A 23439-nucleotide genomic window follows, 5' to 3' on the forward strand; every position below is an offset into this window, starting at 1 on the left:
CTCCGGTCAGGTGAGGTAGGCGCGTCGGCCGGTGACAGCGAGCTGGGTGGTGGGTCCGGTGTTGGTGCCGGTCAGGCGCACGCTTGGCGCCTGGTGGGGACGGCCGGGGGCCAAGCGAAGGAAGGCAGGCCCGGTGTTGGTCAGCCGCCCGGGGTCGGGGACGAGGCCACCCCCGCCGGTCAGCTGCCAGGTGGCGGCGTCGACGGTGAGGGTCTGCCCGGCGCCGATCTGCCCGGTGTAGGTGAAGGAGTCGCCGTCTCGGCCGGGCCCGTCGGTGGTGTCGGTGACGGTCGGGGCGGTGATCGGCCCGGTGATCAGATAGGCGAGCTGTTCCATGGGCGCGGTGGCGTCGGAGAACGCGGTCAGCGGCAGGTCCTGCGGGACTGCTTGGCCAGGAGGGGTCGCCTGGGTGCTGGTGTCGGCGGACACCCAGTATCCGGCGGGCACGTTGACCTCCAGGCTGATGCGCATGCCGCTCTGGCCCAGCGGTGTCGGGGTGAGTGCGGAGAGCACCTCGCCCTCGCAGCGGCGCGCCTGGCCGGCGGCGGTGTAACGCTCGAAGGTGAGCATCCGGTGCGGGCGAGCGACGGCACGCAGCAGGTCCTCCCACGCTGCTTCAACGTCCTGCCAGCCACCCGTGGCGGGGGACAACCACAGGGCGAGGGTGAACTTGCCGGGGCCGTGGTGCTTGGGCCGCCACAGCTCCCCGATGCGGTTGGGCACGATGGCGTTCGCCCCGACCACAGCGGGGGTACCGGTCAGACCGGCCCGGTACTCGACGTCGCGCACCAGGCCGTCGGTGAGGTCGTAGCCGTCCACCAGCCAACGCTCGCGGGCCATCAGACTCCCTCCTTGTCGAACAGGCCGAAGCTGGCGAGGGCCCGCAACCGGTTGTTGACGGTCTCTCCCGGGGTCTCGGGCAGTGGGTTGGTGATGTACTGCACGATCGCGCCGGGCGAGATGACGGTTCCGATGCGTTCGCCGGGCCCGCCGTCGGCGAGTTGCCCGCGGGCGGCGTTGATCGCGCTGACGGCTGCGCCGCCGCCGAGGCCGCGCACGGCCTGCGGAATCAGGACGCCTTCGCCGGGGCTGAGCCGGGCCAGGGCGGTGTCCTGGCCGGGCGCGTAGCCGGGTACCACTCCCCCAGTGGCGTAGCCGCGGACGAAGGCCAGCACCCCGTCGACGGCCCGGTTGACCATGCCGCGCAGCATGTGGCCCCAGGTGTTGTCGGGCATCCAGTTGAACCAGCCCCTCACCGGGTTGAGCGCCTTGCCGAGGGCGCCCGCAGCCCAGCCGCGCAGCTTGTCGACCGCGCCGTCGACGAAGCCTCCGAGGAAGAAGCCCTGTACGGGCGCGCCGGCGTCGGCGAGGCGGCCAGCTCGGGCCGCGTCGTTGAGGGCGCTGATGCCGCCTTCTCCGCCGAGCTGACGCACGGCCTGCGGCACCAGTACGCCTTCCCCGGGGGAGAGCATCGCGGGCACGGTGTCGCGGCCGGGCGCATAGCCGGGCACGACACCTCCGCGGGCGAAGCCGACGGTGAACGAGGGCAGTTTGCCGAGGCCGAAGCTGTCCGCGATCCAGTTCCACGCCTTGCGGATACCGCCGTCGTACACGGTGTTGACCAGGAAGCGGATGGGTGGGGCGAAGATCCCCGACAGCTTGCCCCAGGACCAGGCCGCGAAGGACACCATGCTGTCGAGGGCGTAGCGCACGCCATCGTAGAGGCCGCTGAACGCGCCGTTGACGGCGTTACGGAACCAGTCGACCTTCTGGTAGGCCGTCACGAGGCCGAGGACGAGAGCGGCGGCGGCTGCCACGATCAGCATGACCGGGTTGGCGGACAGCAAGGTCAGAGCGCCTCGCACGGCGCCGATCGCGTTGGCGACGAACATGATGCCGCCCGCGACGCCGGCCATCGTCAGCAGCGCGGACACGAACGGCGCCATGCCGGGGATCGACAGCAGCACCTGCACGGCGGAGGCGACGGCCTGGATGACGAACAGGAACCCGGACAGGGTGTTGCCGAGGCCGCCGAGTTGGGCGGCGATGCCGACGATGGAGTTGAGCAACCCGAGCAGCTGGTCCCACAGCTGGCCGTTGCCGAGGGATCCGGCCAGTTGCATGACCGCGGGCAGCACTTCGGTGCGCAGCCGGGCGATCAGCAGCGCGAGTGCCGGGTTGTTGGTGAAGTTGAACCAGGCGGTGCCAACGGCGAGGACCAGCCGTCCGACCTCCTGGAGGACGGGGACGGTGTTGGCGAAGTACCCGGCGAGCTTGGCCTGCGTCTCGCCTTCGCCGGTGAGTGTGCGGAAGGCACTTGCGGCGTTGGCGAGGGAGTTGAGGAGCTGCTGTCCGGCGGGGGCTGCGGCGCGCCCGATGTTGAGGACGCCGAGGCCGATGTCCCGCAGGATGCCCCACAGCTGCGCGCCGGTGTCGCCGGCTCGCTGGAAGTACGCGCTGAGCTGGCCGCCGTCGCGGCGGGCCTGGATGAACGCGGCCGCCAGCGCGAGGCCGCGTTCGGTGCCGTTGGCGAGGCGCTCCAGCAGCGGCGCGGCGGCGACCGTGATGTTGCGCAGGCTGTCGGCCGCGCTCAGGCCGGCGTTGGCCAGCGATCCGATGACCCGCGTGTTGGTCGAGGCGACCTGCGCCAGGTCCGCCCGCCATGGCCCGGAGGTGGCCATCTCCGCGCCGCGCTCGGCGGCCTGGCCGAGCACCTGCCCGGTGTCGCCGATAGCCCGGTTGAAGATCGGCAGCAGGCTCAGGGCCCGGCCGATGCCCCTTTCCAGCGGGGGCAGCAGCGCTTCCTGTGCGGTGTCCCGCAGGCCGCGCAGGGCGGGCTGCACCGTGCCGGAGATGAACCGGGCGAAGCGCTGCCCGGCCGGGGAGAGGGCATTGAGTGCTTCCTCGGCGGCGTTGGCGGCGCCGGCGGCGGAGGTCAGCGCTTGCGTCTGATCCCGTACGGCGCGGGCGACGTCCCGCTGGGCGTCCGCCACCTGCTCGGCGGAACGTTTCTGCTGGCGCTCCGCTTCGCGAACGGACTTGTCGAGAGCGTTGTGCGCGTCCTGGATCTCGCGCACCGTCGCGACACGGGCGCGGGCGGCCTGCTGCTCGGCTTCCTGGACGCCCCGGACCGCGTCCTGCTCAGCTTCCTGGGCGCGGACCAGCTGTTCCTTGGCGGAGGCGACCTGGTCGCTGCCCTCGACGCCCTGCTGGTTGGCCTTCTTGACGTCCTCGGCAAGCCGCTTGTTGCGGGTGCGAACGTCCTCTAGCTGGTTGACCGCCTCCTGGTAAGAGATCTGGGCCTCACGCCGGTCCGTCTCCGACGAGAACGGGGAGACGTTGACCTGGTTGAGCCGGTAGCGGGCCTGCTCCAGAGAGAGCAGCGCTTTCTGCTCCTCCAGCGGCCCTCGGGCCGCGTCCCGGTTCAGGTCCTCCAGGGTGCGCTGCGCGGCCTGCCGGGCGTCGTTGAGCGCCTGCTGCGCCTGCGCGGCGGCCTGATGCGCGCGGGTGACCGTCACCTCCGCAGCCGCCAGCTGCCGGTCGGCGGCCGTGACCTGCGCCGCCGCCCGCTCCTGGACGTCGGCCAGCCGGCGCCGGGACTGCGCGACCTGCTCGGCGCCTCGAAGGGCCTGCTCGTCGCTGTCGCGCTGGGCGGTGCCGAGACGGCGCTGCGCGTCCGCCACCCGGTCGGCGGCGGCCTGCCGGGCCTGCGCGGAGGCGCTGGCCGCCCCGGCGGACTGCTTGTCCGCCTGGCCGAGCGCCTTGACGGCAGCGCCGATGCCCGAGAACGCGGCCAGCAAGGTGCCCACGCCCTGAGCGGCGGCCCCCGCCGCCCCGGGGAGGGCGCCGAGCAGTCCGACCGCGGGCGCGGCTGCCGCGCCCATTGCGAACAGGCCGGCGGCGACCTGGGTGAGAGCCTGGCCCAGCGCCAGCGCCCCGGAGGCCATCGCGGGCAGGCGGACCAGCCCGGCGACGGTGGACCCGAGGCCCTCGGCGGCCTGGAGCAGCCCCCCGGACTCGCCGCCGCTGGCCGAGCCTCGGGCGTTGAGCGGGACGTCGACCGGCCGGGACGCCAGCGTGCGGAACGCCGCCAGGCGGGTGGTCGCGGCGGCGGTGTCGATGTCGACCCGCACGCGCACCGACAGGCCGGCCAGCGCCTCCTTGACACGGGCGCGCAGTCCGGCCGTCTCCACGTCGAGGTCGACCTTGACCGTGGCGGCCGCGGCCTCGGCGGCGATGCGGACGCGCTGACGCAGGTTGCCGGTGTCCAGGCCGACACCAACGCGCACGTACGCGGCGCGGGCGGTCGCCTCCCGCACCTTCTCCGCTAGGCCGGAGGTGTCGGCGTCGACGGCGACCTTGATGCGGGCGCGGGCGGCGGTGGTCACGGCCTGCACGCGCTGGCGCAGCCCGGCCGTGTCGATGTCGAGCGCGACCTTGATGCGGGCGCGGGTGGCCTGCGCGGCGGCGTCGACTCGTTCCCGCAGCCCGGAGGCGTCCGGGTCCAGCCGGACCTTGGCCCGCAGGTTGCGCACTGCCGCGTCGACGCGGGCCTTCGCATCCGTCGCGAACCCCGACGAGTCGGCGACGACCTCGACGACGAGGCGGCCGGAGTCGATCTCCTCAGCCACGACGCGCCTTCCCACTGCGGCGCAGCACGGCAACCGCACGGGCCATGCCCTGCCCGCCCTGCCCCTGGGCGCGGCCGGTGCCCAGGTGGGCTGGACGCGGAAGCTCCACCGGTCGGCGCAGCCGGTGATCCGCTGCCAGCACCGACACCAGCTCGACCAGCTGAGCCAGCAACTCCTGCGTCAGCCCCCAGCGGTCCGCGCCGATCTCCGCCCCGTCCCGGCGCAGCAGGGCATCGGCGGGCAGCCCCCGCATCAGGGTCAGGAGGCGTCGGGTGCCGACGAACCCCGCGTCACCGGGCCGTCGCCAGACACGTCGGGCGTCGAGGCCGTAGAAGCGCTGGAGATCGGCTTCGAGGTCGTCCCAGCGCTCGAAAGCGACTCGGACGGCCCCATGAGTTCCCCCAGGCCCACACCGCCCGGGAAGTACTTCGCCCAGACGGCACGCATCAGCTCGAAGATGTCCGGGTGGCTGGGACGCTGCTCCATCAGCCGGGCGTACCCGTCTTCCCCGAGCAGACGTCGACCCATCTCCGCGGCCGCCGCGAGCAGGTCTGACGGCAGCGTCGGCTCCGAGCCGAGCACGTCCACGATCAGGCTCGCGGCCTCGCTCTGCTGGTCGCCCTGCGCCTGCGCGGCCTCCACAAGGGAACGCAGCAGCAACGGCAGATACGGGATGCCGACCAGCGGCTCCCACACCGCAAGCGGCAGCTCAGCCGGCAGCACCGCCACGGTGGTGCCGCCGAAGATCAGCGGCTCCTCGCCGACGGTGTACTCGGCCTTGGCGGCGCGGGCCTTCTCGGCAGCAGCGGCCAGACGGCGCTCACGGGCGGCATCCAGGTCGATCCCGACCATGTCGGCTCCTCGGTCTGTCGGCAACGGAACGCCGCAGACCGTAGGAGTCGAAGGCAGTTAGCGTCGCGCCGGGCCGCCAGGACCGCGGTCGTCTGGCCGCTACTGGCGGTGGATCAGCCAGGTGACAAGTCCACCACCGGTCGCGTACGCCGCCCCACGCAGAGCTTGAAACAGAGCCGCCTGGCCAAGCCGGCGGATCGTTCGGAGCTGCTTTCCAGCCATGCACGTGTCCTTCCTCTCAGGGAAGAACCACGGTGGATACCCATTCCAACTCGCCGAACAGACAAGAACATCGGCGACCGAGTCTGACTGCAAGTTGCTAACGTTAGAGACGGTGGAACACAGTTGAACGGTTGTGAACGGTGGTGGGGGCGGCCATGGGACGTGCTGGACGACTCAAGCGGCCAGATCTTCCCGAGGGACCGCACAAGGAGTTGAACGACTGGCTCCATGACCTACACAGGCGCGCGAACTCCCCGTCCGTCGGAGCGATGGCGAAGGCTCTGGCGACACATAGCGTGCCCGACGCGAGCAGGACGACCATCTACAACGCCTTCACCCACTCGCGGCTACCGATGGCCAGCCTGGTAGATGCCCTCGTGGTCGAGCTCCTCAGTCGAATCAAGGGTCTGCCACACGACCAGATCGACTCCTACGCGCTGACGCTCAGTCAACTGTGGATGCAGGCCGATGATGAAGACCGGGCGAAACCGCCCGGCTTAGCTGCGTCAGTACCGAAAAGCACCACGTCATCCTTCTGGGATGACCTGCCTGGCTTCGAGCAGGGGCTGACACCTCGGTCAACGAGCGGGCCGTCCCTCTTCGATGACCTCCCGCTGCCTGGCTTCGAAAGCCCAGCGCCATCTGTCATCGAGGGCCCACCAGTGTGCCTGCGCGCGGCGCCGCCACCCCCGATGTGAGCATGGCGATGCCCCGACCGAAGGGGTAGCCGGGGCATCGCGGGGGTCGGGCAGCCCCAGGGGGGTGAGGGCTGCCCGACGTGATCCACAGTAGGCGCACCGGCTGCGCATGGGCACAGCCTCAATGTGCCTACTGTGAGCTGGATTTCAGGGCGCGGCGGGCGCGAATCCGGGGTCGTCGGTCAGGTCGTACCACGGGTCGCCGGCGGACCCGCCGACCACCTTCAACTCCAGCGGCAGCGTGGACTCCGCGTCGTTGGGGTACTTCTGGTTCACCGACGCGACCTGGTCGCACAGCGGCACGACCCGGCGGTAGTGCTTCGCGCCGTCGATCAGCTCGACCACCGCCGCGAACTGCCGGCGGCCGCCCACCTTCGGGGGGCTGTAGCGGTAGAACGTCTTGCCACTCTGGGTGACGCTCGTGACCTCGCCACCGCCGTACACCGCGACGATGTTGGCCGCGTTCCACTCCTGGAGCTCGACCTTGATGGACGCGGCGTCCTCGGTCTGGATGGTGCGGGCCGCGTACCTCAGCTGATGGCTCTTGAGGTCCTCGAACTTCGGGTCGGTGTTCCACTCCAGGCTGCCCGGCTTGAACAGGCCGGCTTCCTTCCATCCGGTCGGCATCGCCGCCACCGGGTCCGTGGGCGCGACCGTACCCGGCACGGCCAGGTACAGACGGGCCATCTGGGCAACGAACATGCTCTCCGCGGGCACCGATCCTCCTAGACGTGGGCGCCAGGGCCGAGCCGGACCGTAGGCCTCGCCAAGCAGTAGCGTCGCGCCGGCACCGCGCGTGGGGCTGTCGCACAACTCGCGCAATGTCCCCGATCACGCGGTCGGCGGGTGCACGGTGACGGCAAGCACCGCGACGTACCTGGCCTGGCCGGTCGGCTCCGGCAGCCACCCTCCGGCCGACAGCGCCCGCACCGCCGTCACCACCGGCCGTCCTGGGACGGCCGCCTGCTCGGCCAGCTCGTGCAGCGCCTTGATCGCGGTGGCGAAAGCCCGGCGCAGCAGCGGGCGGGGAGTCGACCGGTCCAGGTCGCCAAGCCCTTCGACCTGGAGATGGAAGGTCGCGGTCCAGCGCCAGCCCGGGACAGATCCCCCGGGAACTTGCGTGACGCGGATGCGGGGGTAGGGCGGGCCGTTGCGGGCCCCGACCCGTCCGGGCCCGCCGAGCGCCTTCGTCAGCTCGGCATGCCCGGACAGCCAGGCGACAACCAGTTCCTCGGGGTCGAGAGCCGTCAGGTCACCCACTCGCCTGCCCTGCCGCCTTGTTCGCCGGCGCCATGGCCACGGCCGGCTTGCTCTCGCCCGTGAACGTCAGGGCCTTGGAGACCGCGGCCGAGTCGGCGGGGTCCACGTCGGCGACGTACCCGGCGCCGATCAGTTGCTGGGCCTCGTTGTGCGGGATCTCGATCTCGTCGCCGGGCAGCAGCTGCTCGCCGTCCCGGGTGAGGTGGTGGGCGAGGACGATCCGGACGTGGTCGGGCTGGGGCATGTCGGCTCCTTCGTACGGTGGTCGGTGACCGGCGAAGGAAAGCAGGGCGAGACCGCTACCGTCCGCCCCGCCGCTCCGGGCCCCGGTGCCGGCCAGTGCACGGTGAGCGGGTCAGCGGTGCCGGGCGGCGACCTGGGAGGCGGCGCCGCTCATGAAGTGCGTGCCGTCGCCGTGCGCGTACTCCGCTTCGGCGGCGCGCGGGAAGTCACAGGTGACTTCCGCCCGGGTATGCGTGCCGTCGATGGCGGCCTTGCCTGCCGAGATCGTCGCGGCGACGGCTTCCGGGTCCTCGGTGACCGTGCACCGGCACCCGGCGGTCTCCTCGGCCGGGCCTTCGGGGTCGCGGGGTTCGGAGAGCGTGGTGTTTCCGACGGAGAAGGGAAGCGGGACGGGTACGGTCTGGCCGTCGGCGGCCTGGTGGCTGGGCCGGGCATGCCCGTCTTCCTGGGTGTGCCAGGTCTTGGCCGCTGGGGCTCGCCTCCGGGCTTCCTCGGCGACCTCCTCGGTCAGACGCTGGGTGTGCCGCAGCATCAGCGGCGCCAGGCGGCGAGCGACGTCCGAGGGCAGTTCGAGGCGCGCCATCACGGGTGCCCTTCGGGCCGGGTGCCGTTCGCCGTCCGGGAGCGGGCCCTGACCCGCACGTAGGCCAGCGCCGGGTCGACGGTGCTCGCCAGCTGGTCAGCGGCCAGGACCGTCCATTCTGCTCCGACGGCTGGCTCCACCACGATGTCGCCGACCAGCAGGGTGCCGGCCTGTGCGTCCAGGGCCAGGTGCCATGTGCCGTCGGGCTGCGGCACGGCCCTGCCCGGCCAAGGTCCGCGCAGCGGGCCGAGCGGTCCCGTCATCTCCGCGCCGTGTGCGTCCAGGACCGGCACGCCTCGGGTACGGACCCCGAGCTGCCGGTCAGCCAGTAGGACCGTCATCGCAACCTGCCCGGGCCGAGGTGTCCGGGCACCGTGAGCCCGGGCGGGTTCGGCCTCGTCGCGGCCTGGTAGACCCTGCGGCCGCGAAGCCTCCACCGGTCGGTCGTGGCAAGGTCCGGCGGCGCGAGCACCACCGGCGGCTCGGACGCGGTGTCGTAGGTAACCGACTGGCCCTCCACGGAGGCGGAGGCGATGCGGCGCTGGCGCGCGGGCGCGTCCGCCAGCAGCGGGTGGTGGCACGCCGTCGCGCGGACCCACAGGCGCAGCGGGGCGGTCTGCGGGTCCGCGCGGGCGTCGATGCCGGCGGTGTAGGTGACGGTGTACGTGGGGGCGCCGAAGGGGCCCGATGTCGTGCCCGTGTCCAGGACGGCGGAGATCACCGCGATGAGGGGGCCATGGGCGAGCACCCAGCCGTCCGTCCCGGCACGGACGCCGCTCTGGGTGTACTGCGCGGGGAGCAGCGGCCGGCCAAGATGCCCGACGAGCGTGTCCTGGGCGTCCTCGACGGCGATCTCGATGCGCTGCCGCACCGGGTCGCCGAGGGGGGTGGGGTACCCGAGGCGGCGGGCGACGTCCTCGGCTGTCACGATCAACTCCACCGTCGTCCTCCTCGCTCCTGGGTGGCGAGGAGGGACGGTAGGTGGCGTCCGTTCTTGTGTCGTCCCGGGTGTCCTAGCGCGCCGCCGGGATCACGGCAGGTTTCTCACGAGCAGCCGCCGGTGCTCACCCGCTCCCCCTGGCAGGCTGGCACTCAGGCGTCCTGGCGGCGTTCCAGCCACAGGGTCGGGTCCTGGATCTCCCGGTTGGTCGGCATCCATTCCTCGTCCTTGAGGAGGCGCTCGATCGCGGGGTACCCGCCGTAGGCGTAGACGGCCGCGACGAACGTCTCGCCGAGCTCGTAAGCGTCCGTCCGGGGGGACTCGGCGACGAGCCGGGTGAAGAGCTCGGTCGGCTCGGGCTCGTCGTCCAGGCGCCCGCGGGTGGCGATGCCGCACAGCCTCTCGGATGCCCTTGCCTGGACCCATCCGGCGTGACCCTCCAGAACGGCAGACGGGAAGCGGTATTCATCGCGGGGCCGGCCTGCCTGCTGGTCCTGGAGGCCGAGGCGCACCATGGCGTAAGGGAGCGCCGGGTTGAGCTCGAACTGCCCAAGGTGGACGACCTCGTGGGCCAGGCAGCACGTCAGAAGGCGGTCAGTGCCGCGGGACTCCGCATGAGCGGTGGGCATGACCACCAGGGTCGGGGCGCCGGCGCGGTAGATGATGGCGCCCTGGACGGTGGGGGCGAACTTCTCTGCCATGGCCTTGGCCTTGGTCTTGATCGCCAGCATCGTCGTCGTCCTGATCAACCGGCTCTTCACGCGGCCCAGTTCGAGGGATTCAATGCCCCGGTCGACCATCAGCTGGTTGTGCTCGGTCTGCCAGTCGACGAACTGCTCCGGGGTCGCTATTCGCACGGTGATGTGGGTGGGAAGCGGCAGCTGCGAGAGGTCGGCTGCCAGCGGGATGGCGGCTTCCATCAGCCGTTCGTATCGGCGCTGGTCGTCGGCAGTAGCGTCGGCGTCGTTGTGGATGGTGAACATCGTGGATCTTTCGGTGGTTGGGCGGTTGGTACGCGGCAGCAGCTCCTGCGGTGCAGCGGCCGTGGCGGTGGTGCTGGGAACGAGCGAGACGGGGCGGAACCGCAGGACGGTCTTCCCGGTCACTGGTGGCTGACGGCCTTGATGCGGCGCTGGAGACGATCGGCGTCGTGGCTGCTGGCGAGATCGGTGTACTGGGCGAGGCTGGTGGCGTACCAGTCCTTGGCGGCGTGGCGTTGGCCAGCGCGCAGGGCGGCTTGGCCTAGGAACTCCATGGTGTGCGCGGTCCAGTGGGGCACGTGGTGGGAGCGGAACCGTTCCAGGGCCTTCACGAGCACGCTGGCGGCCAGATCGTGGGCGCCTGCCAGCGAGTGGGCCTCACCGAGGTAGGCCAGCGCCCGGGTGATGTTGAGCGGGTCCGGATCGGTCAGGCCAGAGAGGAGTGTGCAGGCCTCATGGAGTACCGGTACACCGGTGGCGGGGTGACCTTGCCTCGCGTGCGCCGACCCGATGAGGATCAAGGCGAGGGCCTGGCCGCGTGCGTGGCCGAGCCGCTCGTAGCGGGTGGCAGCCGCAGTCAGCTGCGGTATGGCCTCTACGTAGCGCGCATCGGCGTGCAGGCACGCTCCGATGCCGCTGCTGCACTTGGCGGTTCCCTCGAGGTCGCCTTCCGCGAGGGAACGGGCGCGTTGGAGGCAGGAGATCGCTTCGTCGTACTCGCCGGTGCCGCGCAAGCCTGTGGCGAGCGCACTCAGCATTTCGCGGATGGCCAAGGTGTCACCCCAGCGCTCGGCGGCGGCGAGGCCTTGGCGGTGGGTCGGAATCCACAGTTCGTAGCGGCGGGTGTAGAGGAACAGGGGTCGTGCCGCGTGGGTCACGCAGGTCGCGGCTTGGTAGTCACCGTGTCGAGTGGCGACGATGATCGCCGGGAGCAGCGCATCAGCCATCGATTCCAGCCAGGCGAGGGCCACATGGCCAACGGCGAACCGGACGGGCTCGGCGGGCTCGGAGCTCCTGGTGCGCCTCAGCACGCGGTGATGAGGGGTGAGGATCAGACCGGCTTCGTAGGCGGTGGTGATCAGGTAGTCCAGGTATCGCTGGAGGACAGCCGTACGGGCGGCAGGTCCGTCAGCGAGTTCGAGGGCGTAGCCGGCCACATCGGGCCGGATCGTGTACACCGGGCCGCGGGTTGCGACGTCTCCGGTGTTCTCCAGCAGGTTCTTGACCGTGAGTTCCCCGAGCAACTGCCTGGTCTGGCTGGTGGGTGTCTCGGTGGCGGTGGCGACGGCGTAGACGTCCAGGTCTGGTGCGGGAAGGTCGGCGATCTGGGCGAGTAGCCGCCGCTCTCGCGGGGGCAGGCGGTCAATGGTGTCGGTGATCGTCATGAACTGCGTTCCTCGTAGGGATAGTTAGTCGGCACTGTGGCTGGGTCGATGGAGACGGCAGGCTGCCGCAGAGGATGTCGGGCGGGCTGGCGTCCGGAGGTTCGGAAGGCGCTGCTCGCCGATCGGTCGGCGCAGCAGCGCGAGGGCCGGCCGTGGGGCGGCGGTCCGTGGAGGTGGCGGACCCGCCGCCGGAAAGCGCGCGGCAGCGCCGTGGCCCTACCTTTCTGCGGCGGCGAGCGCGGCCTGCCCGTCGGCGGCGGGGCCTGTGCTCGCGGCGGCGATGGCCAGGGCGGCCCGGATCAGGCCGTCGTGCGACAGGCCCTGCGGGTAGTTGCCGAGGTGGGTGCCCTCGGCGGGGTCGTACTGCTCGGCGAGGAGGCCGAGGTCGCTGCGCACTGCGAGCAGTCGGTCGAACAGCTCTCCTGCGTCGGCGTTCCTGCCGATCTGCGCGAGGGCTTCGACCATCCAGAATGCGGTGGCGAGGAACGCTCCCTCGTGGCCGGACAGCCCGTCCACGTTGTCGGCCGCGTCCGGGCGGGTCGGGTAGCGCAGGAGCATGCCGCCTCCGGCGCCGAGTTCACGTTCGATCGCCTCGATGGTGCCGATCACCCTCTTGTCGTCCGGCGGAAGGAACCCGACTCGGACGATGTGCAGAAGGGAGGCGTCCAGGTCCCGGCCGTCGAGGTACTGGGTGAAGGTGTTGCGCTCCTCGTCGTAGCCCCGGGCGCACACCTCGGCGTGGATGGTCTCGGCGGTCGCGGCCAGCCGTAGCAAAGTCTTCTGGTCGGCGGCGCCGTGGCGTCCCAGCACACTCGCTGCGCGGTCGAGGGCTACCCAGGCCCACACCAGGGAGGAGACGTACCGGCGCGGGGTGCCCCTGCTCTCCCACATTCCGTCGTCGGGCTGCTCCCACAGCTGCTCGGCTTTGAGGGCGAGGCCGAGCAGCAGGTCGTCGGCGGCGGGGCAGGGCGGGATTCCCGCGTCGTCCATCTGCGCGAGCAGGTCGGCCAGTTCGCCGTACACGTCCAGCTGGTGTTGCTCGGTGGCGGCGTTGCCGATCCGGACCGGCTTGGAGTTGCGGTAGCCCCGCAGATGGGGTTGCGGCTCTTCGGCCGGCACCGGGCCGCCGCCGAGGCCGTACAGGGGGCGCAGGGCGTCGGGGTCGACGTGGGTGGTCAGCCAGGCCCGGTAGGCGGTGGGCTCCTCGGTGTACCCCAGCGACAGCAGCGCCTGCATCATCCACGCGGTGTCGCGCGGCCAGGTGTAGCGGTAGTCCCAGTTGCGTACACCTCCGACGGGCGCGGGCAGCGAGGTGGTCGGGGCCGCGATGGCAGCGCCATCGAGGTCGCACAGCCCTTTGAGAGTGAGCGCGGACCGGAGGACGGCCTCCCGGTGCGCGCCGGTGTAGGTGCAGGTGGACGCCCAGCGCGTCCAGTACCGCTGGGTTTCCTCCAGCACGGTGGTGCCCGCCAGTTGGTCGGGCGCCGGGGTGCCGGTGCGCGTAAATGTCAGTGCGAAGACCAGGCTCTGCCCGGCCTTCAACGGCACGTCGCAGGAGGCGCTGCCGTCGGGCTTCACGGTGTGCCGGGGCGCGTCCAGCCAGTAGGTTTCGTCGCCGCCCGTCACGCGCAGCCTGGGTGTGCCGTGGCCGATGTACCGCATCGTGGGCGTGAGGGAGCCGTAGCCGGGTCGGGGCCGGAACGAGGAGGCCAGGCGGACCACGCCGCTGCGGCACGTGGCCACGCGTACGACCGTCGCGGGCGCGTACCCGGTGGCGTCCGGGGCAGGCAGGAAGTCGGTCACCTCCAGCACGCCGCTGCCAGTGTCCCAGGTGTACTCGACCGCGAGGCTGTCTCCGATGTAGCGGCGCCGGCTCTCGAGCGACGTGGTGGTGTACGGGGCGGGGCCGAGGCGCCAGAAGCCATTCGAGGAAGTGCCGAGGAGGTTCGCGAAGACGGCGGGCGAGGCGAAGCCCGGCAGGCACAGCCAGGTCATCGTGCCGTCGGACTGGGTGAGCGCTGCGGCGCGCGTGTTGCTGAGGAAGGCAAGTTCCTCAATCGACGGTTCGCGCATGGTTGAACTCCTCCTTTGAGGTCGACAGTTGGTGGATCACGGCCCTAACCCGGAGGCCGCCATGGGTCGCGCAGGGGTGCGCCCGCGCGCGGGCGCGGTGTCGCTCATCGGGGCGCGGCCCCGGTGAGCTGCGGCAGGCGGCGTGTTGGGCCTGCCGACGTATGTGGTCCACCCGCTCCAGGACCAGTGGCGACGCAAGGTCCTGGGACGTCGGCGGGAGACTCGCCAGTGCCGGGAAGGAATCGGCCGTTGGGCTGGAGGACGGCTTCGGCTGGTGCGCGGCGGACGGGTGTATCGGGGTGGGCCGCTCGCGCCCGCCGCCGTTCAGGTCTTCGCGCTCGCTCGCTGGCGGGCTGGCGCTGACCGTCCCCAGGGGGCGCAGCGGCACCACCTTGCGCGCGCCCGCGCCTGGGGACGATCAGCATGGGATCGGCCGTCGCCGATCCGTGGTGGCCCCGCCGGGCTGCTGGAAGTCAACCGGCCGGGCCAGGCCCGCTACGCCTGAGCAGCTGGACGTAGCGGGGTCAGGGGGTTTCGTGGCGCAGGCGGGCGTCGGCACGTCGCAGGGCCACTGCCAGGTCGCCGAGATCGGTCGGTCTTCGTTCGCCGTCCGGGAGGACCAGCCAGGTGCGGCCGGAAAGTCTCTGCATGCCGGGGGCCGGCATCGCGACGGTCAGGGGCGGGTCTCCGTCCGCGGGGCGCCCGACCAGGTGCGTGTGCGGCATGGCCCAGGCGCTGGCCACCCGCGTCGTCACCAGGAACTCGATGCACTGGTCGGCGTGGTTGTGCAGGACCGGGCCGACCGGCACGTCCGCCTGGTACAGGTCCGCGAGCGCGGCCCGGCCTCGTTGCACGCCGTCGACTCGGACGACGTTGAAGAGGTGGCCGGTCTCGACGGCGGCGAGCTGGCCGGCACGCCACTGGCTGATCGCCCCAGCAGGGTGCTGGTTGGCGGAGGCGAGCCAGTTCGCACCGAGGTTGAAGTTCGGGACCTGTCGGAGTCGGCCGGGTCGCTTGTACGTCATGGCGTCATTCCCGTCAGACCGAGCAGAGCAGACTGGGGAGGGCGGGGCCCGGTGGCGGAGTGCAGGGTCGGGGTGGCGCTGATGATGTAGACGACGTCGCCGTAGGTGATCGCGATGGCGTGAGACCGGCCCTTGGTGAGATCGTCGGCGGCCCGGCCCTCGGCGGACGGCACGTCCAGCGACAGCAGCTGATCATCGTCCTCGGGAAGTCGAAGTTCGGCAGCGAGGGCGTCGACTCGGTCGCGCAGAGCCCTGACTGCCAAGCGAACACTGCCCGTCCCGCCGCTCCAGAGCGTGATCGGTTGTCCGAACCGGTAGTAGGCGGTCATCGTGCACCAGTACGGCTCGGGTGGCGCCCAGGGGCGGGTCCGGGCGAAGACATCCTGGTCGGTCGCGTGGTGCTGCTGGACGGCGAGCTTCGACCGGTTCGGCGCGGTCCTGCGCCGGTGGCCGGTCGCGGGCTGCCAGCCGAAGACCTGGGCAAGCTTGCTGAGTTTCACCGCGTGGCTCCTGGCTTGTCGTCGGCGAGAACGCTCGCCCATACCTTCTTCGTGGTGGCCGTCGCCGCCACTCCCACGGCGAGAGCCAGGTCGTCGACGAGGATCAGCCCGCGGCCGTGTTCCCCGCAGGCCATGAAGTCGTCGGGCAGCAGCCGGTCGGGCCGGGAGTCCTCGACCTCGACCTGGCAGATGCCGCCCTGCTCATCGACCCGCACCACGACGACGTCGCCCGGGCCGCTTCCGTGCCGGATGGCGTTCGTCAGCAGCTCCGTGAGGATGAGCAGCACGTCACCCGCGCGGTCGCCTTTCACGTCCCACCCCCATTTCCCCAGCTCCGCCCGCACACGGTGACGCACCATCGGGACCAGGTCGACGTGCGCCCTGTAGCGCCCCTTCCAGCGGCGTGCGGTCGGGTGCTCGACGGCCACCATGTGCATCGCTCCCGTCAGCAGGAGCACCTGGGCGCCCCGTTCTTGGTTCGCTTGCGGTGATCAACACTGGACCGGGCCGGCGGACATAACTACTGCCGAGACAAGGACACTTGCTCCCCATTCGGGCGAGCCGAGGGACAAACCATGGACAGTTCGCGGACACTTCGCCCCTGCCCGTGTGATCTCCAGGCTTGCGGTGGTAGGCAGAGAACGACGCGGTTCGCACGGGCTGCGACGAAGGGACCGTGATGAACCTGCTCGACGCCTTAATCAGCCAGTCCGGCATGGACTTTCGCGAGTTCCTGTCCGAGTACCGGCAGGTTGCCGCCCACCTCCACGAGAAGACCCGCGATCCCTCTTTCAGGAATATCGACCTGACGGAGAAGACCTTCGCGCGGTGGCGCTCCGGGCGCGTTGTCCGGCCTCACCACCCGGCGCCCGCAGTCCTCAAGGGGCTCTTCGGCAGGACCGTGGACGAGCTCTTCGCGCCCTACACCGGCGAGCAGGCCCAGGTGCTGCGGGCCTCTGCTCCAGTGCTCGATGAAAGTGACCTCTCCATGACTGCACGAGACGCCAGCGCCCATGCCTCGGATGCGGCCGCCCAGTTGCTGCCCGACCTCACTCTCGACCAGCTCGAAGACGATCTCGTGAGCCTGGTCCAGGACACCAGCACGAAGCCACCGCACGTGGTCTTCGCGGAGGCGAAGGAGGTACTCGGCGTCTCAAAGGTGCTGCTGGACCGCACCCAGGTGCCCTCGCAGTGCCGGCGCCTGTACCTCGTGGCCGGCCAGTCGAGCGCTCTTCTGTCCGCGTGCGCCTTCGACCTCGGCGCGATACCCCACGCGTTCGAGCTGGCCCGAGCAGCTGCGCTGTATGGACAGGTCGCGGAGGACGGGCCCCTTCAGGCCTACGCGCACGGCTACTTGGCGGTGCTGTACTACTGGACGGGCAAGCCCGCCCAAGCGGTCCGCAAGATCGAGGAAGCGAGGTCGTTCCCCGGCGTGGGCGCCACGGGCAAGGCCCGGCTGGCGGCGATCGCGGCCCGCGCCTACGCCCACCGCGGTCTGGTCGAGAACGCGCAGTCGGCTATCGCGGAGAGCCTCGCCGAACGGGGCCAGTTCGAAGACGATCTCCATGCCATCGGGGGCGAGTTCGACTTCGACCTGGAGCGGGTTGCCATGAGCAACAGCTCCACCCTGCTGCTGCTCCACGACGGCCCGGGAGCCGAGGCATCCGCCCGCCGGTCGCTGGAGCTGATCGCGGCCCGCTCGACCGGTTCCAGCCCGCTCGTCGTGGCACCGCAGGCCCGAGCCGATCTGACCGCCGCCCTGCTGATGCGCGGCGACCTGGACGGGGCCGCTGACGCTCTCAGCCCGGTGCTCGGCATTCCCCGCGAGTGGCGCGGGGCCGGACTCACAGCAAGGGTCCATACGATCCAGGCCGCGCTGGCAACGTCAGCCTTCCGCGACGCCCAACTCGCCCAGGATCTTGCGGAGCAGATCGAGGACTTCACCGTCGTTGCGCCCCCGCAGGTCCTGGGAGCCGGGACGGCGCGGCTTGCTCTCGGCGGGACCAGCAGTTCCTGAACTTGGTTGGGCGAAGTCGGCTGATCGCCTGACAGGCAGGGGATGGGTCCGATAGATGTGTGCCCGTGAACCACTCCACGCCTTCCGAGGACGGCGAGCCCACCTCCAGCGTCCAGACGGCGAAGAAGTGGTACCAGAAGCACAAACCGAAGATCGACGTCATCGGCGGTGTCACCTTGGGCGCGGCCCTGGTCGTGATCGCCTATCTGCTAGAAGCGCACGACGCCGATAGGTACGAGCCCGACGAAGCCGCGCATTCCGAACCGGTCTCCGGCCGTGGGGGCACGGGTGAGCCTCGGCAGTCCCCAACCCCGCACCTGCGGAGGCTTGCGCCAGGCCGGAACGCCAGCGAAGAGAAGAGAGCGGAGTACAAGGCGCGGACAGGAGACGACCTCGCCCCCGGCACCACGTGGGTTGATGGGGGCTCGGGAGCCTCGCCAGAGGATGAGGCCACAGGGGAAGCTCCAGCCTGACCGCGTGGCGGGCACCAGCAAAGGCGAGGCCCGGCAAAACCTCGCCTGGATCAGTAGCTCATACCCGCCAGGACGGCTGATTCCTTCTCCGGGTCAAGTCCGTGCTTCGCCCAGCGTCTGTGCGGCACCGGCCTGTTCCCGTCCCTCAGCCAGGCCCAGGTGTCGGTCACCGTCTCCGTCAGAGGCCGGCTGACGAAGCCAGCCTGTGACGCCGAAGATGTGTCGATGGCGGACGTACCCGGGTGGGGCCACCACAGCGGCAGCTCGGTCCACTGCCGCAGCCCGTGGCGGAGCAGGACGTCGTCCTGCACCCACACCAGCGTTCCGTTGCTTCCAGTGGTGTCTACGCACGCCTGGAGGAGACCGCCCATCGTCTCCCGTCCGGTCGGCGCGGCGAGGTTGTGGACCTGGTGGCCGACACGTAGTGCTTGGTCGAGCGCGAAGACAGCGCCGTCCCGGACGTCGACCGGCTGGATGCTCCGCGACGGGTCCCCAGGCGCCAGGATTCGCCCGCCCCGCCTGGCCCTGTCCAGCCACCACGGCAACCGCCCGACGTACTCCCCGGGCCCGAGCAGCACACCTGGCCGCAGGAGGCTCGTCCGGGCGAGCCCGAACGTGTCGACCACCGCGCGTTCGGTGGCAGCCTTCCGCCGACCGTAGACGGGGTTGATGCCCGACGCCCCCGCGGGTGGCTGCTCAAGTTCCTGGTCCGTGCCCGCCAAGCCCTCCCACACCGCCGAGTCGGGGCTCAGGGGGGCGGTGGGCCAGCCCTCGTACACCGCCACCGTGGACACGTACACGTATCGGTTGGCGACCGGTTCCAAGGCGCGGGCGCCGGCGAGGACGTCGCGTGAGCTGAGTGCCGAGGCGGACGTGTCGATCACAGCGTCCCAGGGCCCGTGTTCCTCGGCCAGCCGGGCGAGGTCGCCGGGCCGTTCTCGATCACCGTGGACTGCGGTTGCTCCGGGCGTAACGCGTCCAGAGCGGCCACGTGTGAAGGTGGTGACTTCCCAGTCGCGTGCCACCGCGCCGGCCACGACGGCTGGCCCCAGGAACCAGCCGCCACCCAGGACGAGAATCCTCATGCGGCTGATCCTTCCAGCCGCCGGCTCCACCCGCAGCCCTGACCGTGGTTGCGCTCCCGCTCTTCCTCCGGGAGAACGCCGGGAAGCCCGCCCCGGTGGCAGGGGCGGGCTCCGTGGATTGTTGCGGCGGCTACTCCCCGCTGAGTGCCAGCCGCAGGCCCTCGAACTCGTCTCGGGGGATCGCCTGCGTCGGCACGTAGAGCAGTTGCGTGACGGTCCGGTGGGTGCCGGGGTAGGTCCGGCTCTGGTAGATCCGCAGCCGGGGGAAGACGACGGTCTGCTCGGGGTGGGTGAGGTCGAACAGCTGCTCCAGGTCGTGGGTCAGCGGGTTGCCGTCCTCGTCCACCAGGTCGACGTGCCCGGAGGCCAGGGGCTGGTGAGCGGTGATCCCCGGGGTCGTCGGCTCCGCCTGGTGCGGCTGCGGTGCGGCCGTAGGGCTGGGCGGCGGGTCGAGCGGCGCTGCCGCCGAAAGCTCGGCGGGCGGGGTCTCCAGTTCCGGGCCGCCTGTGTCGGAGGCTTCCGTCGGGGGCGTGGTGGCGGGCTCGGCCGGCTCGCTGGCAGCCATCAGTGGGCCTTGAGAGTGCCGTAGACGAAGCTCTCGGGGCGCGGCACCTCGAGGCCGATGCGCTCGGAGCCGCGCATCGTGACGACGCCGCGCTCGAAGTTGTCGCGGTTCTCGGTCGATACCTGGACCGAGACCTGCTCACGGTCGTACAAGCGGGCGCCCAGGCCGAAGGATCCGACGAGGAACTTGCCCTGGGTGATCGCCATGGAGTCCACCACGGCGAGCCGCCAGACGATCTTCTGCGCGCCGATGGCGACGTTGACGGCGACCCGGTACGCGCCCTGGAGGTCGGTCTCCAGTTCCAGGTCCTCGAAGTCGAAGGGGTGGAGGACGATGCCGCTCGGCGGGTAGTAGGCGAGCACGGCGCGGGTGGCCGCTCGCCGGATCGCCGCGCTCTGCTTGTCGGTGTCGGCCTGGGCGTAGGTCTGCACGCCCTGGGTGTTGACGATGCCGGTGATCTTCTCGTCGCCGCCCGCGCCATAGAGGATCTCGTTGTCCTCAGTCATCTTGACGCCGTCGACGAGTTCGCTGTCGATGATGTCGCGCAGCCGCGGCTCGTCGGCGAGCGTGTTCTTGTGGACCGGGATGGTGTGCGCGATCTCTGCGACCGGGTAGGTGACGGTCTTGAAGGTCAGGTTCGACTGGGGAGCGCGCGCGTACACCTCGACGGCGGCCGTGCCGCCGGGCGGCACCTCCATGGCCCGCTCGGGCACGATCGCCGCCGCGTTGGTAAAGCCGGTGACGCGCACCCCGTAGAGCAGGTTCGCGGTGGTGGTCTGGGAGGGGAACAGGTCCCGGATGCGGCCGGGCCGTACGGCGCGCGGCACGATGTCCAGGTGTTCGGGGGTGCCGAAGCCGAGGACGCCGGAGGTGCCGGCGCTCCGGCTGAACACGTCCTTTCGGCCGAGCTGGTCCAGGGCGCTGCCGTCGATGGTCACCATCTGGTCGAAGGATCCTCGGAAGCCCGCGACCTTGAGGCCCTTGAACTCCTCGCTGTCGAGGAACTGCTGGCCGAGGGACTTCCCTTGGTTGGCCAGGTGGGCCGCGAGAGCGGCGTCCTGCGGGGCGAAGGGCTGCGAGGTGGGCTCGTTGAGGAAGGCGTGGACGGTCACCGCGCCTTCCAGGTCGGTGATGAGCTGCTTGATCTCCTGCGCCTCCCCAAGGGCCTTGCGGAAGGCGGCAGCCTTCTCCGCCGAGACGGTCACTCCGCCGTCCTCGACGGCGAAGGACGCGCTGATGGTGTCGAGGTCGGCGGCCTTGGCGCGCAGCGCGCTGTTCAGCTCCTTGAGCCGGCTCTTGTCGATGGTGGTAGGCACGGTGTGGCGCTCCTTGGGATGGTGCCGGGCCACCCCGCCAGCGCGGGACGGAAGAGGTCCAGCCGTGCGACCGGTCAGCACCGGATCGCCACGGCGATCGGCACACCGTAGGAAGAGCTGATCGCTAGTGTCGCGTCGAGGATCACGGCTCGCTCCAGCGCTGCGGGACGCACCGACCGGCGTCACCAAGTCGCCAACATGACAGTGCATTTGGCTGTGCCCATCCCGGTGCGGTGCAGGTGAGTGTGGCGCTGTCCGGCAGAGGGCCGGGCAGCCGGTGATCCGCCGGCCTGTGCGCTGGAGATTCATGTACCCCTTCCCACGACCCCAACTCCCACCCTTGGAGGCCCCTTCGGGCCAGCTCGCCGAAGCCAGCCAGGGCGTGAACCCGCTCCTGACCGTCGACGGAGAGGAGTTGCGGGTAGTCCGGGCCTCCGACGGGTGGGCGCTGCGAATCAGCACGTCCTCCCGAGTCGAGCTGTACGGGCCTTCGCCCACCTGCACGCAGGTTCAAGAGTGGCTGCACCAGTACGCAGCTTGGCGCTTGTGGCCGCTGGCCCGCGCGCGCGGGCAATGGGGCTGCCTCGCCCTGGCTACGGAGGGCTGGATGACCGCGCTGGCACGCATGGCCCTGCCCCCGACTGTGCGTGTGCACCTCGGCGTACAGGACGCCGAGGTGCACACGGCCGCCCACCTGATCGCCCCAGCTGAGTGGTCTACCGGGGGCGATGCCAACCTGCCGCCTGGGGTCCGGGCCATCGAGACGCAGTTCTGGGTCCGGGAGGGCTACCGGGCGTTGACTACGTGGGCTACGGCCGACCTTGGGGCGATCACTCGGGCTGCCTACCGCAACCATGAGTTGGGGCGTGGCAACTACTCGCCGACGGACCTTGCCGAGCGGCTCGGCATCTCGCACGCGATGATCGCCGCCGCTGCTGCGGGGCGGGCCTGGGATCCCATCATCAACAAGGCAGTTGGTGTTCTGGCGAGGCGGTGATGCTCTCACCGGGCCCGCCGGGCGGTGAACCTGTCGATGGGGCTCGTGTGCCCGACGCGTCGCGGTTGCACGGTCTGGGAGGATGGCCCGAGGCCGACCCCATTTCGTCTGGGGTCGGCCCTGCTGGAGCAGTCGGCAGGATCAGGCGAGGTGGTCGAAGTGGCCGGCCTTCGCGCCGAGGATCATGGCGCGGATCTCATCGCGGGTGAAGACGAGCGGAGTCTGTCCGGTCCGCTGCGAGTCGCGGACTGCGACATGATCTCCGAGGTCTCCGAACTCCACGCAGTTGTTGTTGCCGCCGCTGTAAGGGCTCTTCTCCCACGTCACGTCGGAGAAGTCGAGGTCGGCAGGGTCAGGCTTCGCGCTGGTCACTGGGACGGAACTCCTTGATCATTTCGGTGATTCGGGTGCGAGTCTCCGGCGGGCCGAGGGCTCGGGCCCGCAGGTGGTCGAAGACCTCGTCGTAGCGTTCCACGTCCTCGGCCGCCGAGAGGCACGCGGATACGGTCAGGTTCTCCACCCAGACGACATCTTCGGCCGGACTGGGGAAGCCCATCCGCATGAAGTGGCCGTAACCGGCGGGGTGGAGACCGATGCTGAACGGGAGAAGCTGGATCACGATGTTCGGCCGCAGCGACATGTCCAGCAGGTGACGAAGCTGGCCCTCCAGGATCGCCGGTGTGCCGCGCAGGCGGCGGATTGCCGCCTCGTCGATCACGGCCCATAGCTTCGGGGGCTCGTCCGAGGTGAGCAGGTCTTGGCGCCGCATGCGGACCTCTACGAGGTCTTCGATGCTCTTGGCGTCGAGGTCGACCCGCATGGCACTGATGACGGCGCGGGCGTAGTCCCTGGTCTGCAGCAGCCCCGGGATGATCTGGGCCTCGTAGGAGTGGAGGCTGGAGGCGCTGGACTCCAGGGCGACGTAGCCCGAGTACTGGGTCGGGGCCATCAGAGCCGAGTACTTGCGCCACCACGAGTTGCGCTGAGCGATGTCGGCGCGCACCAGGTCCAGCAGGTCTTCGCGGACCTCGGGGTCGGTGACGCCGTAGTGGTCGAGGAGCGCCTTGACGAGGACGGGCGTTGTGCCGCGCTGGCCGGTCTCGATACGGCTGAGGCTGCCCTGCGTGATCTCCACGGCTTCGGCAACCGCGGTCAGGGTCATTCCGGGGGTGGCTTCGCGTAACGCCTTGAGCCGGGGCGCCAGTTGACGCCGGTAAACGGACTGGGGTGCTGGGGGCCTCTTCGCCATGGATCACAGTCTGGCGGGTGCGCCACTGCGGGGCAACGGATCTGAGGCAATCTCAGATGGGCATATTGCCCAACTGGCTTTCGCAGGGGCATGCTGTGGGGGCGACAACGAGGAGTGAGCGAAAGGTCACTCCTTATGGCGTCGCGCCCTGCCGCGATCCCGTGCACAGCAGCCCGGATGCGCGCCTCTCCACCTCGGCCTAAGCCCGGTCCTCTCGCCGGTCCAGTCGATCTCGTTCAGCCCGAGACCCATCTGCACGGCCCCTGCCCGCAATCCGAAGGCGCCGGCCGACGCCGCACTGCAACCCCCTTTCCCGGCCGCCGGCCCCTGCCGAGCGGCTGTGGG

25 protein-coding genes are annotated in these 23439 nt (G+C 70.7%); 4 read left to right on the forward strand and 21 right to left on the reverse strand.

Annotated features, from left to right (window positions below):
- Positions 1-6 precede the first annotated feature (6 nt).
- Genes ACIP4P_RS29655 through ACIP4P_RS29670 form a run of 4 tightly spaced genes read right to left on the reverse strand, consistent with a single transcriptional unit; the run spans position 7 to position 5483 of the window.
- A complete protein-coding gene (locus tag ACIP4P_RS29655) occupies positions 7-840 on the reverse strand; it encodes a hypothetical protein (protein ID WP_400923653.1) in 834 nt (277 codons plus the stop codon).
- Complete coding sequence (locus ACIP4P_RS29660) at positions 840-4631, reverse strand: hypothetical protein (protein ID WP_400923655.1); 3792 nt, start codon at positions 4629-4631, stop codon at positions 840-842. The genes ACIP4P_RS29655 and ACIP4P_RS29660 overlap by 1 nt, the downstream gene beginning before the upstream one ends.
- A complete protein-coding gene (locus tag ACIP4P_RS29665; RefSeq protein WP_400923657.1) occupies positions 4624-4884 on the reverse strand; it encodes a hypothetical protein in 261 nt (86 codons plus the stop codon). Before ACIP4P_RS29665 ends, ACIP4P_RS29660 begins: the two co-directional genes overlap by 8 nt.
- A gap of 5 nt (positions 4885-4889) precedes the next feature.
- Positions 4890-5483, reverse strand: coding sequence for a hypothetical protein (locus tag ACIP4P_RS29670; protein ID WP_400923659.1), 594 nt, complete (start codon positions 5481-5483; stop codon positions 4890-4892).
- A gap of 491 nt (positions 5484-5974) precedes the next feature.
- Between ACIP4P_RS29670 and ACIP4P_RS29675 the strand changes: the two genes are divergently transcribed.
- Positions 5975-6403: a hypothetical protein gene (locus ACIP4P_RS29675; RefSeq protein WP_400923661.1), complete on the forward strand. Its 429-nt coding sequence runs from the start codon at positions 5975-5977 to the stop codon at positions 6401-6403.
- A 147-nt stretch (positions 6404-6550) separates the two neighbouring features.
- Here ACIP4P_RS29675 and ACIP4P_RS29680 read toward each other — a convergent pair whose 3' ends face one another.
- From ACIP4P_RS29680 to ACIP4P_RS29735, 12 genes are all read right to left on the reverse strand, one after another.
- Positions 6551-7120 (reverse strand): hypothetical protein, encoded by a 570-nt coding sequence (locus ACIP4P_RS29680; RefSeq protein WP_400923663.1) that lies wholly within the window; start codon positions 7118-7120, stop codon positions 6551-6553.
- Between the two features lie 114 nt (positions 7121-7234).
- Positions 7235-7663 (reverse strand): hypothetical protein, encoded by a 429-nt coding sequence (locus ACIP4P_RS29685; RefSeq protein ID WP_400923665.1) that lies wholly within the window; start codon positions 7661-7663, stop codon positions 7235-7237.
- Positions 7656-7907: a hypothetical protein gene (locus ACIP4P_RS29690; protein ID WP_400923667.1), complete on the reverse strand. Its 252-nt coding sequence runs from the start codon at positions 7905-7907 to the stop codon at positions 7656-7658. Before ACIP4P_RS29690 ends, ACIP4P_RS29685 begins: the two co-directional genes overlap by 8 nt.
- Before the next feature lie 111 nt (positions 7908-8018).
- Positions 8019-8489, reverse strand: coding sequence for a hypothetical protein (locus ACIP4P_RS29695; RefSeq protein WP_400923669.1), 471 nt, complete (start codon positions 8487-8489; stop codon positions 8019-8021).
- Complete coding sequence (locus ACIP4P_RS29700; protein ID WP_400923671.1) at positions 8489-8752, reverse strand: hypothetical protein; 264 nt, start codon at positions 8750-8752, stop codon at positions 8489-8491. The genes ACIP4P_RS29695 and ACIP4P_RS29700 overlap by 1 nt, the downstream gene beginning before the upstream one ends.
- A 74-nt stretch (positions 8753-8826) precedes the next feature.
- Positions 8827-9429, reverse strand: a complete 603-nt coding sequence (locus ACIP4P_RS29705) for a hypothetical protein (RefSeq protein ID WP_400923673.1) — start codon at positions 9427-9429, stop codon at positions 8827-8829.
- A 152-nt stretch (positions 9430-9581) separates the two neighbouring features.
- Entirely contained in the window at positions 9582-10412 is an 831-nt protein-coding gene (locus tag ACIP4P_RS29710; protein WP_400923675.1) for a hypothetical protein, read from the reverse strand.
- A 119-nt stretch (positions 10413-10531) separates the two neighbouring features.
- Positions 10532-11794 (reverse strand): tetratricopeptide repeat protein, encoded by a 1263-nt coding sequence (locus tag ACIP4P_RS29715; protein WP_400923677.1) that lies wholly within the window; start codon positions 11792-11794, stop codon positions 10532-10534.
- A gap of 216 nt (positions 11795-12010) precedes the next feature.
- Positions 12011-13867, reverse strand: coding sequence for a glycoside hydrolase family 15 protein (locus ACIP4P_RS29720; RefSeq protein WP_400923679.1), 1857 nt, complete (start codon positions 13865-13867; stop codon positions 12011-12013).
- Positions 13868-14391: 524 nt separating this feature from the next.
- Entirely contained in the window at positions 14392-14892 is a 501-nt protein-coding gene (locus tag ACIP4P_RS29725) for a hypothetical protein (protein WP_400923681.1), read from the reverse strand.
- Entirely contained in the window at positions 14889-15392 is a 504-nt protein-coding gene (locus ACIP4P_RS29730) for a hypothetical protein (protein WP_400923683.1), read from the reverse strand. Before ACIP4P_RS29730 ends, ACIP4P_RS29725 begins: the two co-directional genes overlap by 4 nt.
- Positions 15389-15850 carry an ATP-binding protein gene (locus ACIP4P_RS29735; RefSeq protein WP_400923685.1) on the reverse strand — a complete coding sequence of 154 codons (462 nt, stop codon included), beginning with the start codon at positions 15848-15850 and terminating at the stop codon, positions 15389-15391. Before ACIP4P_RS29735 ends, ACIP4P_RS29730 begins: the two co-directional genes overlap by 4 nt.
- A gap of 221 nt (positions 15851-16071) precedes the next feature.
- Between ACIP4P_RS29735 and ACIP4P_RS29740 the strand changes: the two genes are divergently transcribed.
- Both ACIP4P_RS29740 and ACIP4P_RS29745 read left to right on the forward strand, forming a co-directional pair.
- Positions 16072-17409 carry a hypothetical protein gene (locus ACIP4P_RS29740; RefSeq protein ID WP_400923687.1) on the forward strand — a complete coding sequence of 446 codons (1338 nt, stop codon included), beginning with the start codon at positions 16072-16074 and terminating at the stop codon, positions 17407-17409.
- 65 nt (positions 17410-17474) lie between these two features.
- Positions 17475-17882, forward strand: coding sequence for a hypothetical protein (locus ACIP4P_RS29745; protein ID WP_400923689.1), 408 nt, complete (start codon positions 17475-17477; stop codon positions 17880-17882).
- A 50-nt stretch (positions 17883-17932) separates the two neighbouring features.
- Here ACIP4P_RS29745 and ACIP4P_RS29750 read toward each other — a convergent pair whose 3' ends face one another.
- The 3 genes from ACIP4P_RS29750 to ACIP4P_RS29760 form a co-directional block, all read right to left on the reverse strand.
- The gene (locus ACIP4P_RS29750; RefSeq protein ID WP_400923691.1) at positions 17933-18967 is read right to left on the reverse strand and encodes an NAD-dependent epimerase/dehydratase family protein; all 1035 of its coding nucleotides are present in this window, start codon (positions 18965-18967) and stop codon (positions 17933-17935) included.
- Between the two features lie 130 nt (positions 18968-19097).
- Complete coding sequence (locus tag ACIP4P_RS29755) at positions 19098-19532, reverse strand: hypothetical protein (RefSeq protein WP_400923693.1); 435 nt, start codon at positions 19530-19532, stop codon at positions 19098-19100.
- Positions 19532-20848, reverse strand: coding sequence for a phage major capsid protein (locus ACIP4P_RS29760; RefSeq protein WP_400923695.1), 1317 nt, complete (start codon positions 20846-20848; stop codon positions 19532-19534). The genes ACIP4P_RS29755 and ACIP4P_RS29760 overlap by 1 nt, the downstream gene beginning before the upstream one ends.
- A gap of 607 nt (positions 20849-21455) precedes the next feature.
- On the opposite strand from ACIP4P_RS29760, the gene ACIP4P_RS29765 reads away from it, so the two are divergent.
- Positions 21456-21845, forward strand: coding sequence for a hypothetical protein (locus tag ACIP4P_RS29765; RefSeq protein ID WP_400923697.1), 390 nt, complete (start codon positions 21456-21458; stop codon positions 21843-21845).
- Between the two features lie 141 nt (positions 21846-21986).
- Here the strand turns inward: ACIP4P_RS29765 and ACIP4P_RS29770 are convergent, their stop codons facing one another.
- Positions 21987-22217, reverse strand: a complete 231-nt coding sequence (locus ACIP4P_RS29770; protein WP_400923699.1) for a DUF397 domain-containing protein — start codon at positions 22215-22217, stop codon at positions 21987-21989.
- Positions 22198-23094: a helix-turn-helix domain-containing protein gene (locus ACIP4P_RS29775; RefSeq protein WP_400923701.1), complete on the reverse strand. Its 897-nt coding sequence runs from the start codon at positions 23092-23094 to the stop codon at positions 22198-22200. The genes ACIP4P_RS29770 and ACIP4P_RS29775 overlap by 20 nt, the downstream gene beginning before the upstream one ends.
- Positions 23095-23439 lie beyond the last annotated feature (345 nt).

The sequence above is a fragment of the Kitasatospora sp. NPDC089509 genome (assembly GCF_044749365.1).
Lineage (GTDB): Bacteria > Actinomycetota > Actinomycetes > Streptomycetales > Streptomycetaceae > Kitasatospora.